This window comes from Phocaeicola sp. (assembly GCF_057861905.1).
The window spans coordinates 40,756-54,773 of record NZ_DBMACV010000005.1; the positions used below are offsets into that span (position 1 = coordinate 40,756).

11 protein-coding genes are annotated in these 14,018 nt (G+C 40.4%); 7 read left to right on the forward strand and 4 right to left on the reverse strand.

Annotated features, from left to right (window positions below; translation table 11 throughout):
- Nucleotides 1-32 precede the first annotated feature (32 nt).
- Nucleotides 33-1,616, reverse strand: coding sequence for an alkaline phosphatase family protein (locus tag ACZM60_RS01825; RefSeq protein WP_489520646.1), 1,584 nt, complete (start codon nucleotides 1,614-1,616; stop codon nucleotides 33-35).
- A complete protein-coding gene (gene lnb / locus ACZM60_RS01830; protein WP_489520647.1) occupies nucleotides 1,616-2,791 on the reverse strand; it encodes a lipoprotein N-acyltransferase Lnb in 1,176 nt (391 codons plus the stop codon). Before lnb ends, ACZM60_RS01825 begins: the two co-directional genes overlap by 1 nt.
- Nucleotides 2,792-2,948: 157 nt before the next feature.
- On the opposite strand from lnb, the gene ACZM60_RS01835 reads away from it, so the two are divergent.
- The 6 genes from ACZM60_RS01835 (at nucleotide 2,949) to ACZM60_RS01860 (ending at nucleotide 10,457) form a co-directional block, all read left to right on the forward strand.
- Entirely contained in the window at nucleotides 2,949-3,674 is a 726-nt protein-coding gene (locus tag ACZM60_RS01835; protein WP_021971980.1) for a type III pantothenate kinase, read from the forward strand.
- A complete protein-coding gene (gene bamG, locus ACZM60_RS01840) occupies nucleotides 3,664-4,923 on the forward strand; it encodes a BamG family beta-barrel-assembly machinery protein (protein ID WP_340319023.1) in 1,260 nt (419 codons plus the stop codon). Before ACZM60_RS01835 ends, bamG begins: the two co-directional genes overlap by 11 nt.
- Before the next feature lie 23 nt (nucleotides 4,924-4,946).
- The gene (locus ACZM60_RS01845; protein WP_021971978.1) at nucleotides 4,947-6,308 is read left to right on the forward strand and encodes a tetratricopeptide repeat protein; all 1,362 of its coding nucleotides are present in this window, start codon (nucleotides 4,947-4,949) and stop codon (nucleotides 6,306-6,308) included.
- 9 nt (nucleotides 6,309-6,317) lie between these two features.
- Complete coding sequence (gene lptC, locus ACZM60_RS01850) at nucleotides 6,318-6,926, forward strand: LPS export ABC transporter periplasmic protein LptC (RefSeq protein ID WP_021971977.1); 609 nt, start codon at nucleotides 6,318-6,320, stop codon at nucleotides 6,924-6,926.
- Nucleotides 6,927-6,947: 21 nt separating this feature from the next.
- Nucleotides 6,948-8,204, forward strand: a complete 1,257-nt coding sequence (locus tag ACZM60_RS01855; protein ID WP_340319026.1) for a hemolysin family protein — start codon at nucleotides 6,948-6,950, stop codon at nucleotides 8,202-8,204.
- 117 nt (nucleotides 8,205-8,321) lie between these two features.
- The gene (locus ACZM60_RS01860; protein ID WP_489520648.1) at nucleotides 8,322-10,457 is read left to right on the forward strand and encodes a peptidylprolyl isomerase; all 2,136 of its coding nucleotides are present in this window, start codon (nucleotides 8,322-8,324) and stop codon (nucleotides 10,455-10,457) included.
- A gap of 503 nt (nucleotides 10,458-10,960) precedes the next feature.
- On the opposite strand, the gene xylE is transcribed toward ACZM60_RS01860, so the two are convergent.
- Complete coding sequence (gene xylE / locus ACZM60_RS01865) at nucleotides 10,961-12,337, reverse strand: D-xylose transporter XylE (RefSeq protein WP_418586962.1); 1,377 nt, start codon at nucleotides 12,335-12,337, stop codon at nucleotides 10,961-10,963.
- A gap of 205 nt (nucleotides 12,338-12,542) precedes the next feature.
- Here xylE and ACZM60_RS01870 point away from each other — a divergent pair, with 205 nt between their 5' ends.
- Nucleotides 12,543-13,394: a helix-turn-helix domain-containing protein gene (locus tag ACZM60_RS01870; protein WP_021971973.1), complete on the forward strand. Its 852-nt coding sequence runs from the start codon at nucleotides 12,543-12,545 to the stop codon at nucleotides 13,392-13,394.
- Between the two features lie 15 nt (nucleotides 13,395-13,409).
- Here ACZM60_RS01870 and ACZM60_RS01875 read toward each other — a convergent pair whose 3' ends face one another.
- On the reverse strand, nucleotides 13,410-13,967 hold the full coding sequence (locus tag ACZM60_RS01875; protein WP_340319029.1) for an HdeD family acid-resistance protein: 558 nt from the start codon (nucleotides 13,965-13,967) through the stop codon (nucleotides 13,410-13,412).
- Between the last annotated feature and the right edge of the window lie 51 nt (nucleotides 13,968-14,018).

A 14,018-nucleotide genomic window follows, 5' to 3' on the forward strand; every position in this document is an offset into this window, starting at 1 on the left:
TTGCTGATTTTCTTAATTATCTAAGTTGATAATTATTTACGAATGCCCGTCAGAGGAGCAGCAGTAGCTGCATTGGGCGCCCGAATACGCATGAAATGGGCTACAGTGGGAGCGATTGTCGCCATTTTCACCGGAGTATATAAGATTTCCGGCTTTATATTATTACCTATGAAAATCAACGGAGCAGATGAGTAAGTATCACGTACCACCTTCGATACCTGAGAATACTCGTCAACAACCGACCATCCTGGCATTACTTCCACATAAATATCACCGGAAGCATTCGAGTTGAATGTATTTCTGATTTTATCAATACGAGGAGTCCATGCTCCAAGCAACAGGCGCTGAGAAGAATATGCCGAACGGACACCACTCATCTGAACAATAAAATCAGACGAACGGTTCAGTATTTCTGTAAGATTTAACTTCTTATCCTCAATAAGTTTATGATTCAGATAAATCTGACGATCGTAATAAGTTTCTACATATTGCCCCGGACCATAAATAGCCATCAGGTACATATTCAGAAGTGCTCCACAACGCTTTATATGAAACTCTCCGCCCGGTATCTTATATTGTTCCGGATCTTTCGGGTCCGCATCTGCATAACCGGTAGAAGTGATAAAGAACAATGTATTATTTAGCCCTACCTTACGATCGATCAAGTCAAGCAAGTCGCCTATGCTATTATCCAGACGGACATACATATCTTGTATCTCCATAGCATACTCCGTATTGGGGGGGTGAGCATAGTTTCCCGCATAATAAGATAACGTAAGCAAATCAGGAACATTGTCTTTCCCCACATTGGTATTCGCCAAGCATGCATTGACCAGCTTGTTTACCTCATCATTCGCATAAGGACTGGTTTTAAACTTTTTGAACTTATCAGTACGCTCGTCGGAGAAATCATGTTTAAAAGTAAGCTGTTTGACATCAGAAGTAACATACTTGTAAGATGTGACAGGCAAATAGGGTCCCCATACCAGATTACCTATACGAAAATCCAGTCCTTCACGGTCATTATATGCAGCTACCCATTCTGGAAAAGCCCCGTAATAAGTGGAACCGCTCCATTTTCCTGTTTCATCGTTCAACCAGAAAGCTCCTTTAGCAGCATGGCCTGCAGCGAGTACAGCCATTTCACGAGAAGGAGCAATCGAATAAACTTCTGCATTACCGTTGGTCGCAACCATCAGTTCATCCGAAAGCGTAGAAACTAACAAATGTTGAGGAGATGTACATTCTGAAGTATATACTCCCATATACGCCGGGTCATCGACGCTCTTCACAATACGTAAAGAAGTACGATCCATCCATCGGTTTCCTACTATTCCATTATAATAAGGAGTAGTACCGGTATATATAGAAGCTACAGCCGAAGAACGATCCATATTTATGAAATCGTATTCTGCATTGCAATAAACGCGTCCTTCTTTCATCAGACGTTTAAAGCCCCTCTCACCATATAAAGCCGAAAAAGCTTCAATATAGTCTGAGCGAAGTTGGTCGATGGTCAATCCAACCACCAATTTCGGCACAGTCGGGGTTGTCTGAGCCTGTAAGCTTGTTATTACAAATGCTGCAATCAGCGAAGTCAGTATACGTTCTTTCATTACTTTTTATTCCAAACTAAGATATGGCCTGCTGAATTCACCAGCAAACCGAGTGCCAAAGGTAATATTGTTAAATTAAATTCTTGCCCACAAAAGGGAAGAATGACTATAAAAAGTGTTAAATATATAAGATTTACTACATGATAAGCATCTTTTTTGTGCTTTATGGCCTTATATACCATGACGGGAAGGTATAATAAAGGTATCGGATTAAACAAAATAAGCAACCAGTTTGAACCTACCGTAGGATGAACAGAAAAGAAAAACAAAAATGCAATAATGCATCCCGCTATTCCCTGAGAAGCATAAAGCAGTATATCCCACCCCCACCAAATTCGTCGGAATTTCCATTGCATCCATGCCATCAGTACACATAATGCAAGGAATAAAGAAGCACACGCCATTGGCGAAAGCACAAAACCTGGCTCAGCCAGTTCCGGCTCCACATCCACAATCTTTGTTTCCTCCAGTACCAATGGGCGGCGCATCCCTCTCTTATCAAGAATATAGGCATTGGAAGCATAGTACTTCAAATAAAAAGGTGAAAACATCTGCAAACGTTTGCTTATTGTTTTATCGGCTTCAGCTCCCAGACAAAGATCGATGCCAAGTTCATCCCATGAAGACCCGACTGTAAACTCGTGTACAATACTACGAAAGCTTTTGCCAGACAAAGAATCCGGATAGACAACCTGTCCATCAGTTATGCATTCTTCTATTCTGTCGCGGGCTCGTGTCGTACAGTTATCGTAAAAGTAATTATATCGATAGATACGATTTTCGGGTAAATAGTTTTTTCCCAACAATGCCAACAAGTTTTCTTTTTCCTCTTGTGTAAGATTCAATACCTGTTGATACACAGAAGAACCGCGCATCGCATATTCTGCCTCAAAATAAGTATAAGGTGTAATCCCCAACTGATAATCGGTTTCTCCCTTAACAAAACGGAATATAAAATTAGGAGTATTGAAGCTGAACATCCCATAATTGAAAACCACATCGACATGACGGGTATAATTTTCATAACGTATAGCTGTATGCCCAAATAAAGAATAAATCTCACTACCCGGAGCACAAGTCAACAAGCTGAAACGGATACTGTCCGACTGCTGTCCGTGAGCAGAGAGCGACAGCCCTGCCAGCAAACATATAATGAAATATCTAAGTCTTACCATAAACCTGAGTAAAGTTTATCCTCTTTTTTTACAACGTTCACACTATTTCAGGCACAAAAATACGGCTAAATATTGATAAGTTCTGAATAAATTCATCGTTTTATTACTATTCCTATTCATTTTTTACTTTACTTTGCAGCATAAAACAAGAAAAGAAGTGAATTTAGTAATCGATATAGGCAATACAGTAGCCAAACTCGCTGTATTCGATAACGAAGAAGTGGTGGAAGTTCTTCGAGGCTCAAACCATTCTTTAGACTGCTTGACAATGTTATGCAACAAATATCCTATAGAAAAAGGAATTATTGCATCCGTCATCACACTCAGCAATACAATTCGCAAGCAATTGGCGAAACAGCCTGTTCCCTTTCTGGAGTTAACATATCGCACCCCAGTGCCCATAGAAAATCTTTACAAGACTCCTGAGACATTGGGCATGGACCGATTAGCTGCTGTAGTAGGTGCCAATTATCTTTGCCCAGGCAAAAACTTATTAGTCATTGATGCAGGAACAGCTTTAACATACGAGTTCATCGATGCCCAAGGACGATACTGGGGAGGGAATATATCCCCCGGTATATATACTCGCTTCAAAGCGCTGAATGCCTGCTGTGACAAACTTCCGCTTATAGAAAAAGGAGGTGACCTGCCCGAGTTCGGATATAGCACAGAAACAGCTATACGCGCCGGCGTAATAAAGGGCATGGAGTTTGAAATAAGTGGTTATATCGCCCTAATGCAAAAGAAATATCCTGACCTTTTGGTTTTTTTAACTGGTGGAGATAAATTTTCTTTTGATACAAACTTAAAAAGTATCATCTTTGCAGATAGATTTTTAGTATTGAAAGGTTTAAACAGAATTTTAAATTACAATGTTAAATAAGAAAGCACTAATCAGCGCTCTGATATTTGCCGGCTCTTTATCGGCTTTTGCTCAGTCCAGCACTAATTCCCCTTATACCCGTTATGGGCTGGGAGATTTGTCAGACCGAGGCTTTGCCAATAATGCTGCGATGGGAGGAGTCGGATATGCACTCCGAAACAGCGGTCATATAAACATGTTGAATCCGGCATCATTTACAGCGGTAGATTCTCTCTCGTTTATGTTCGATGTAGGAATGAGTTTAAAAAGTTCCAATTTTCAGGAAAATGGAATAAAAAACAATGCACGAAATTCCAGCTTCGACTATATAGCAATGCAGTTTCGTCTACATCCCCGTTTAGGTATGGCTATTGCATTCACCCCCTATTCTACTTTAGGATATAATTTTACGACAACTCAGCCAGTAGAAGGGGTTGAAAATGTTACGGCAACAAACCTTTTTTATGGAGATGGCGGCTTGCAGCAAATAACAGGAGGATTAGGCTTCAAAATACTTGATAACCTTTCTATCGGAGTAAACGCCGGATATATCTACGGAACATTGCAATATCAGGCAACTAAAGCTTTCAGCGTAAGTAGTGACCAGACCAATGTATACAACAATATTGAAGTAAACAGTTATGTAGCAGACTTCGGATTGCAATATACTCAGCAAATAAATAAATCCGATAAATTAACTCTCGGATTAGTATATGGCTTGGGACATACGCTTAACTCGACAGATACGAGAGGAATACAGGTAACAGACAATTCCAGTTATTCTTCGGTTAATGAGCATGTGGTAAATGATTCATATGGTATACCACATACCTTCGGTATAGGTTTAGCGTATAATCATGCAAGAAGCCTTACTGTTGGCGTTGATTATTCTCTTGAAAAATGGTCAAAAGTAAAATATGATAATTCAACAAATGCATATAACGACCGTTCCAAAATAGCAGCAGGTATAGAATATCTGCCAGATCCTATAGGAAGAAGTTACCTGAAACGTATACGGTATCGCGCGGGAGGTTATTACAAAAGCTCATATTTAAAGCTTCCTCAATGTGATGGTCCTTCAGAATATGGAATCAGTGCAGGATTTGGTCTTCCACTTCAATTATTCCAGCGGAATACCATTCTAAACTTAACTGGACAATATGTTCATGTTACACCATCTGTTCCTAACATGCTATCAGAAAATCGTTTCGTCATTAAAATCGGCCTGACGTTTAATGAACACTGGTTCATGAAATGGAAAGTTAACTAACAAAACAACTAAATTTATATACGATGAAAATGAAGATGTTTACAATGCTGGCTGTGCTTTCATTGGGTACAACAGCAGTTTTCGCTCAAAAAGGAGTGGAAGATGGTTCTCGTTTTGGACATGGAGAAGACAGTCTCCGTTGCCTCCAGAACATCAGTATTTATACTGAATACGTAAAGACTAACAACTTCAAGGATGCATACACTCCTTGGAAAGCCGTATTTACAGAAGCTCCGTTGGCACAAGTAGGAACTTATACTAACGGTGCTAAGATTCTTCGTGCCTTGATCGCTGAATCTAAAGATGCTGCACAGCAAAAGACTTACTTAAACGAGTTGATGTCTGTACACGACCAGCGTATCAAATACTTGGATCAACTGAATGGTTTGGTTAGAAATCCGACAACAAAAGGTTCCATCTTGGGTATGAAAGCTCATGACCTTATCGTTTTCTCTGGTCCTAATCTGGATGTTAACACTGCTTATGGTATAGAAAAAGAGGCTATCGATCTGGAAAAAGAAAACGCAGATTACTTCATGTTCCAGGATATGATGGACTTGTCACTGCGTAAACTGAAAGCAGACAATACCCATAAAGAACAATTCATTCAGGACTACCTGACAGTTTCTGGTTATGCTGATGCTGCTTACAAAGCTACAACAGCAGAAAAGACTAAGAAATTACTGAAAACGGCAAAAGACAATGTAGATGCTTACTTCATCAATAGCGGTACAGCTACTTGTGAAGACATGCAGTCTATCTATGGTCCTAAAGTTGCACAGAACAAATCAAATCTTGATTATCTGAAACAGGTTATCTCTGTTATGGAAATCTTGAAATGTACAAACGAAGAAGCTTATTTCCAGGCCTCAGAAGCAGCTCACGCTATCGAACCGACTGCAGCAACAGCTCTTGGATGTGGTTACATGTACTACAAGAAAGGTGACATCAACAAGAGTGTCAGCTACTTCGACGAAGCAATCGAACTCGAACAAGATCCTATGGAAAAAGCAGAAAACTGCTACAAAGCTGCAATTGCTATTATGAGCCAGAAAATGTATGGCAAAGCAAGACAATATGCAAACAAAGCTCTTTCTTACAATCCGAACATGGGTAAAGCATATATCCTGATTGCACAGATGTATGCAGCTAGTCCAAACTGGGGTGATGAAGCAGCTTTGAACAAATGTACTTACTTCGCAGCTATCGATAAATTGCAGCGCGCCAAGAGTGTAGATCCAAGTGTAGCAGAAGAAGCTAACAAGCTGATCGGAAGCTATTCTGCATATACTCCGAAAGATGAAGACTTGTTCTTCCTGGGCTTGAAGAAGGGTGATTCAGTAACTATCGGTGGATGGATTGGTGAAACTACAACAATCAGATAAATACTTTATATGTCATATAGAGTGACCAACAAAAAACATATAATGATTTTAAACATAACAGTTGCCATCTGGGCAGCTGTTATGTTTATTTTATTGCCTGCATGTAGCAAAAAGAAAGAACTGGCAGCAGCTGTCAATGAAAAAGATTCACTGCCAGACATGCGTACTACCGGCGTCACGACTTTTATATCCGACTCTGGTATGATCCGTTATAAAATAATCACGGCCGAATGGCTAATCTACAGTGAAGTTGATACTCCTTTCTGGGCATTCGAAAAAGGCATCTATCTCGAAAAGTTCGACACGCTTTTTCATATTGATGCAAGTATAAAAGCAGATACCGCCTATTATTACGAGCCCAAGAAGCTATGGGAGCTCCGAAGCAATGTACATATCCGCAGTCAACGTGGAGATAAATTCGATACCCAGCTTATGTACTGGGATCAAGGAAAAGAAAAAATCTATTCCGATCAATTCATACGTATCGAACAGCCAGACAAAATACTGACGGGATACGGATTCGAATCGAATCAGCAGATGACAGAATATCAAATATTCAACAATACAGGTATATTTACGGTAGAAGATACGGCACCAGCTGATACGACCCAAAAATAGAAAACTCTGTACCAATTCAATATGGGACTAATTATAGAACTACTTATATCAATGGCATTTTCCGCATTCTTTTCAGGAATGGAAATTGCCTTTGTTTCTTCCAACAAGTTGCGTTTTGAAATGGAAAAGGACAATGGCATACAAGCCCGTATTTTATCCATTTTTTATCGCAATCCCAATAATTTCATTTCAACCATGCTGGTGGGAAACAATATAGCTTTGGTTGTGTATGGTATTTGGATGGCTCAACTGATAGAAGAGTATATCCTGATAGGCATCATCAACAATCAGGTAGCTTTGGTTACAATAGAAACACTTATATCTACAGCAATCATTCTCGTAACAGGAGAATTCCTACCCAAGACTTTATTTAAGATAAGTCCTAACAGCACATTACGCGCATTTGCCATACCGACATTTATCTGTTACCTGATACTGTATCCGATCAGCCGCTTTGCCTCTTCCCTGTCAACCTGTATCCTTTATCTTACAGGAACCAAAATAAACAAGGAAACCCAAGATAAAGCATTTACTAAAGTAGATCTGGACTATTTCATACAGAGCAGTATCGAAAAGGTACAAGACCAGAATGCTATTGACACCGAAATAGAAATATTCCGGAATGCACTCGACTTTTCCAGTATCAAAGTACGCGACTGCATGGTTCCGCGTACCGAAATCATTGCTGTAGATGTCAATGCCACGCTGGACGAGCTGAAAGCAGAATTCATTGAGCATGGAATAAGCAAAGTCATCGTTTACCAAGAAGATATAGACAACGTTATCGGCTATATACATTCATCCGAGATGTTTAAATCACTGACCGACTGGCGCCAGCATATACGCACAATCCCCATCATACCAGAAACGATGAGCGCCCACAAACTTATGCAGCAGCTTATGCAACAAAAGCGCTCACTGGCAATCGTTGTAGACGAATTTGGAGGAACATCAGGACTGGTTTCCATGGAAGACTTGGTAGAACAAATCTTCGGTGACATTGAAGACGAACATGATACCAACTCCAGCATAGCCAAAAATATTGGAGAAAACGAATACATATTTTCCGGACGTGTAGAAATTGAAAAAGCGAATGAGGAATTCGGATTAAAACTACCAGAAAGTGATGAATATCAAACGATAGGTGGGCTTATCCTACACGAATATCAAAGTTTCCCTAAAATGCACGAAACAATAACGATAGGAAACTTCCAGTTTAAAATCATCAAAGTTACAGCAACAAAAATAGAGCTGGTTAAGCTAAAAGTTAACAAATAAGCTATTTAAAAGCTCTTAAAATAAAAATTTTTCTATAAAAAAGAGCCTACTAAGTACATTTTTTGTATCTTCGTGCGCTAAAGAAAAAAAACAATAAACAAAAAATAATAACTTTAAATGGCAACTTTACAAACAATCAGAAGCAAAGGACCTCTTTTGGTCATTGTAATCGGTCTTGCCCTTTTTGCCTTCATTGCAGGTGATGCGTGGAAAATTCTTCAGCCGCATCAAGGGAAACAAGACGCTGGAGAAATAAATGGAAACACACTCTCCGTTCAGGACTATCAAAAAATGGTAGACGAATTCAGCGAAGTAATCAAACTGACCAACGGACTGAATTCATTAAACGACGATCAGCTGACTAATATCAAAGATCAGGTTTGGAACACATACGTAACAAACGAACTGATAGCTGCTGAAGCGAAGAAACTTGGACTGAAAGTTACAGACAAAGAACTTCAGGCTATTATCGATGAAGGAACCAATCCGCTGCTGATGCAGACTCCGTTCCGTAACCCGCAAACAGGCGCCTTCGATAAAGATATGTTGAAGAAGTTCTTGGTAGACTATGCAAATCTGGACACAAGCAAAATGCCTGCACAGTATGTTGAATACTATCAGAAGATGGGTAACTTCTGGAAGTTCATCGAAAAGACTTTAAAACAGTCTGTACTTGCAGAAAAATACCAGAACCTGATTGCAAAATCACTAATTTCAAATCCGGTTGCAGCAGAAGATGCATTCAACGGACGTACAGCTCAGTCTGACTTATTGCTGGCAGGTGTTCCTTATTCAAGCATCAGCGATTCTACAATCACAGTTTCGAACGAAGACATCAAGAAACTATATGAAGAAAGAAAAGAATCGTTCAAACAGCCTGTTGAGACACGCGACATCAAATTTATCGATGTACGTATCGTTCCTTCTGACGCCGACCGTCAGGAAGTTCAAAAAGAGGTTACAGAATACAGCAGCCAGCTGACAAATACAACAAGCGACTATGCCGCATTTGTCCGCTCTACAGGTTCTGTTATTCCGTTTGCAGATGTACCGGTAAGCAAAACAGTATTACCTTCTGACATTGCAAGCCGTTTGGATTCTACTTCTGTCAACGAAGTATATGGTCCTTACTACAACCAGGCCGACGATTCTTACAATGCGTTCAAGATTATTGCCAAGACTACAGCTCCAGACTCTATCCAGTTCCGTCAGATTCAGGTATATGCTGATACAGAAGCTAAGACAGCAACATTGGCAGACAGTATTTACAACGCACTGAAGGGTGGAGCAGATTTTGCTGAACTTGCAAAGAAATATGGTCAGACCGGCGAAGCAAACTGGGTTAACTCTCAGAGCTGGGAAGGTGCCTCACTGGATGCAGACAACGCTACTTTCATCAACAAACTGATTTCTCAGCCTGTTGACGAACTGGCAAACATCAAAGTAGGTCAGGCAAATCTTATCCTGCAGGTAATAAACAAGAAGGCGATGAAAGACAAATATACAGTAGCTGTCATCAAACGTCCTGTTGAATTCAGCAAGGAAACTTACAACAAGGCTTACAATAAGTTCAGCCAGTTTGTAGCTCAGAATACAACAATCAAGAATCTTGAAAAGAATGCAGAAGAAGCTGGATACAGTGTTACTCCACGTGCTAACTTCCGCAGCGACGAACATTATGTAGGTGGCGTAAAATCTACTCGCGAAGCTTTGAAATGGGTATTCAGCGCAAAACCGGGCGACGTTTCTCCATTGTATGAATGTGGTGAAAACGATCACCTGATGGTAGTAGCTCTGGAAGCCGTAAATCCGGAAGGTTACGTAAACATCAATAAGGTTTCTGACATGCTGAAGAGTGAAATTCTTCGCGACAAGAAAGCTGAAAAGATTATGGACCAGATGAAAGGCTTCAACTCTTTAGCACAGGTTAAGGGAATGAAAGACGCTATCAGCGATACTGTTAAACATGTTACATTCAATGCTCCTGCATTTATTGCTGTAACTCGTGCCAGCGAACCTGCAATCAGTGCATATGCATCAAAGACTGATCTGAACAAAGTTTCTGCTCCTATCAAAGGTAATGCCGGAGTTTACATGATTCAGGTATACAACAAGGAAAAAGGTACAGAGAAATTTGATGCAAAGAAAGAAGAAGCAGCTCTCTCTGGTATGGCTGTACGCTATGCCGGACAGTGCATCTACGAACTGCGCGACAAAGCTGAAATCGTAGACAAGCGTTACTTGTTCTTCTAAAATTCATTAAGATAATTTTTTGCTGAAAGAGTATAGAGGCGGGCAGACTGAGTTTTCAGTTTGTCCGCTTCGCTTTTATAACAGCTTATGCTTGCCTGTCCTCCCCTATAATCCCCCCGACAATATAGAATTTACGCCGACAGGCTATTTCAAACTTCACGGGAAACGAAACTACATCTCACCTTATTCAGAACAAAATTTGTACAAAAACAAAAATAATTTGTACAAAAATCGTCCAAGACGTGCCGACGTTTTTCCACGCATACGCAGGCCCATCCATAATCATTCCACCAGCCGGCAAGTACACAGCTGACGCCGTTTATAGACACGCCCAGACAAATTTTCTTATCCAGGTCTTCATCCACATACCAAAGTCGGACAAATGACGGGAAACAGCAAAAAGAAAGCGGAAAAACAGACGCTGACATCCATTTTCCCGCTTTCTGAAATCTATAAATAATCCGGTGTTTATTTTATCTTAATAGTTTTCCGGTTAAGCCTATTTAGCGTTTGCTTCGGCTAAGCCAGAGCTGATTCATTTCCTCCAAGGTTCTACCCTTTGTTTCAGGTACCCACTTCCATACAAAGATAGCAGCTATCACACAGATTACGCCGTACAGCGAATAGGCAAAGAACGGACTGACTTCGTACATAGCCGGGAAAGTAGACGATACGAGATAATTAAATATCCACTGGAAAGCTACTGCAATGGCAACAGCCTTACTACGGATTGTGTTAGGGAATATTTCGGCGATCAACACCCACGTAATCGGTCCCCACGACATCATAAATGCAGCAGAGTAAACAATGATACACAAAACAGCCACCATTCCGCTCACATGGAACTCATCGCAAGCCGCAGTACCCAGTGCACCGATAGCCATACCTATAGATCCGATAATAAGCAATGGCTTTCTTCCCACCTTCTCTACCGTAAAGATAGCAACCAGCGTAAAGGTAATATTTACTATACCCATAATAACCGTCTGCATCATACCGTCGCCTCCGCCGCCAATCTTTTCGAAAATACGAGGAGCATAATAAAGCACGGCATTAATACCGATAGCCTGCTGGAAGACAGAAAGTAAAATTCCGATGACAATCACAGACACACCATAAGTAAACAGCTTCTCGGTCTTCTCGGCTGTAACCGACTTAATGTCCGAGAAAATTTTCTTTGCCTTTTCCGGACCGTTGATGCGCTCCAGCACATAGAGAGCCTTTGAGTCATTTCCTTCCATAACCAGATAACGTGGAGTTTTCGGGACAAAGAAAAGAAGAATTGCAAATACGGCTGCCGGATAAGCTTCCGACAAGAACATCTGACGCCATCCGTCGGATACCAGGGTTTCTTCAGTCATTCCATCCTTAATCATGTAATTCACAAAATAAACCACCAGCATACCAAAGATTACGGCAAACTGATTACATGAAACAAGTTTACCACGAATTTCGGAAGGAGCAACTTCGGCAATGTACATCGGACTGATAGCAGAGGCCAAACCTACACCTACGCCACCCAATATACGGTAGAAATTGAATGCCAAAATCAGGGCAAACGACGTATCTCCCTTATCGAAAAAGATAAATTCCGGATAATACGAACCCAATGCCGACAGGAAAAGCAGCACAGCCGACAGACGTAGAGAATTACGCCGCCCCATGCGTGAAGCACATACTCCGGAGATGGCTCCACCTATTACACACCCGATCAATGCACTGGAAGCTGTAATGCCATGCCAAAATGCGTTTAATCCCAAATGTTTCTGAAGAGCTTGTTCTGCTCCTGAAATAACAGCGGTGTCATATCCGAAAAGAAGACCGCCCAAAATGGCCACTAAGACCAAACTAACCAAATACAAATTACTGTTTTTCACGATATTAAATTTATAGTTTTCGTACTGGTTACGAAAATACAAAATCTATTCTTTCATCGTACTTCCCGTTAAGTCTTTTTCACATTGTAATACATATTTCATCATATTAAAAATTAGTTTCTTAACGAATCTAAGCACAAATGTGTAACATTTGGAACTCTCAGGCAAAAAAATTATATTTGCTACAGATTATATAAAGAAGAATTAAATGAAACGAATAAACTCATTAGAGTCTATACCAGAAAATATTGATATGCTGACAGGCATTGACCTCATAGGCAACATCAAGAATCTCTTTAAGAATCCGGTTCAAATGCCTGGATGTCTTTTCTTGCTGTGTATCCGGGGGAACTGTACAATCACTATACACCTGAACAAATACGAACTAAAGAAGAATACGATTGCCATTATTTTTCCACATCAGTTTGTACAAATAATGGATGAAAGCAAGGATTGCCGGTTTATTTTTGTAGGATTTTCTCAAAAACTGGTCCAGAGTCCTCCCATGTTTTCACGCATGATTGAATATACCCCATCGATATTTGAAGAACCGGTTATCGAACTGAGCCCCGAGGCCGCAGGGATATTCTATGAATATTTTAAGGTACTGATTAAGGCAATGCGTCTGCAAGACACCTTCATCAGGAACGAACAAGCCTATTTAATATGCAGCCAGCTGATATTAGGCTTAGGAAATATATATAAACAAAGAGAAGGAAGCGAACGCCCCCGATACAACCGCAATCAGGAAATAGTAAAGGAACTGATTCGAATTGTCATACAAAACTACAAGCAGGAACGCAACATTTCGTTCTATGCCGAGAAAATGCACTTATCGCCTCAGCATCTCAGTACGACAATCAAGAAAACAACAGGGAAAACCCTGACAGATATCATATCGACTTTTGTAATACGCGATGCCCAGGCGAAACTCCGCTCCACCGAGCTGACCATTCAGGAAATCGCATATTCATTAAACTTCCCCGATATTTCTTTCTTCGGGAAGTACTTTAAACGATATACAGGCATGTCGCCCAAGCAATACCGTAACATGGAATAGTTGGAAAAAATCCAACTATTCCTCTATAATTTTTACATCCGTCACATTCTTGTTCCGTTTGCCGTAATAAAACAAAAGGCGAATAAGATCATTCAAAGCATATACGATGGATGCTATTCCGAGAACAATAAACGGAATGGTGGCTGCCGTAAACGGATTGAAAAGGATAACAATGCCCGCAGCTAAAATCAAGACCGAAATCACATATAGAAAAACGGGAACTTTTATGATTTTGCGAACTGATATGAAGTTTATCAGCTGCGACAAACTACCCAATACGAGAAGTACTCCCAGCAGATACATCAGAATATTCACAAAAAAGTCCGGCATAATCATCAGCCAGAATCCCAGCAAAGTACTGCCCAGTGCTATAATAGGAAATGTTCTCTCCACTTCGGTATTCCTGCGCCGATAAAAAACATAGGATAACAATCCCATCAGGCCCGGCAACAAGAAAAGCACTCCTACCGTGATGACAAGATAAATAATGGCAGCTTCAGGCCATATCACCAGCAATATTCCGATTACCAGTGCACACACGCTGCCCAGGGCAGCATAACTTAATGATTTCATATGTCAGCTAAAATTTATTATAATACGAATATACCTTATTATTCGTACATA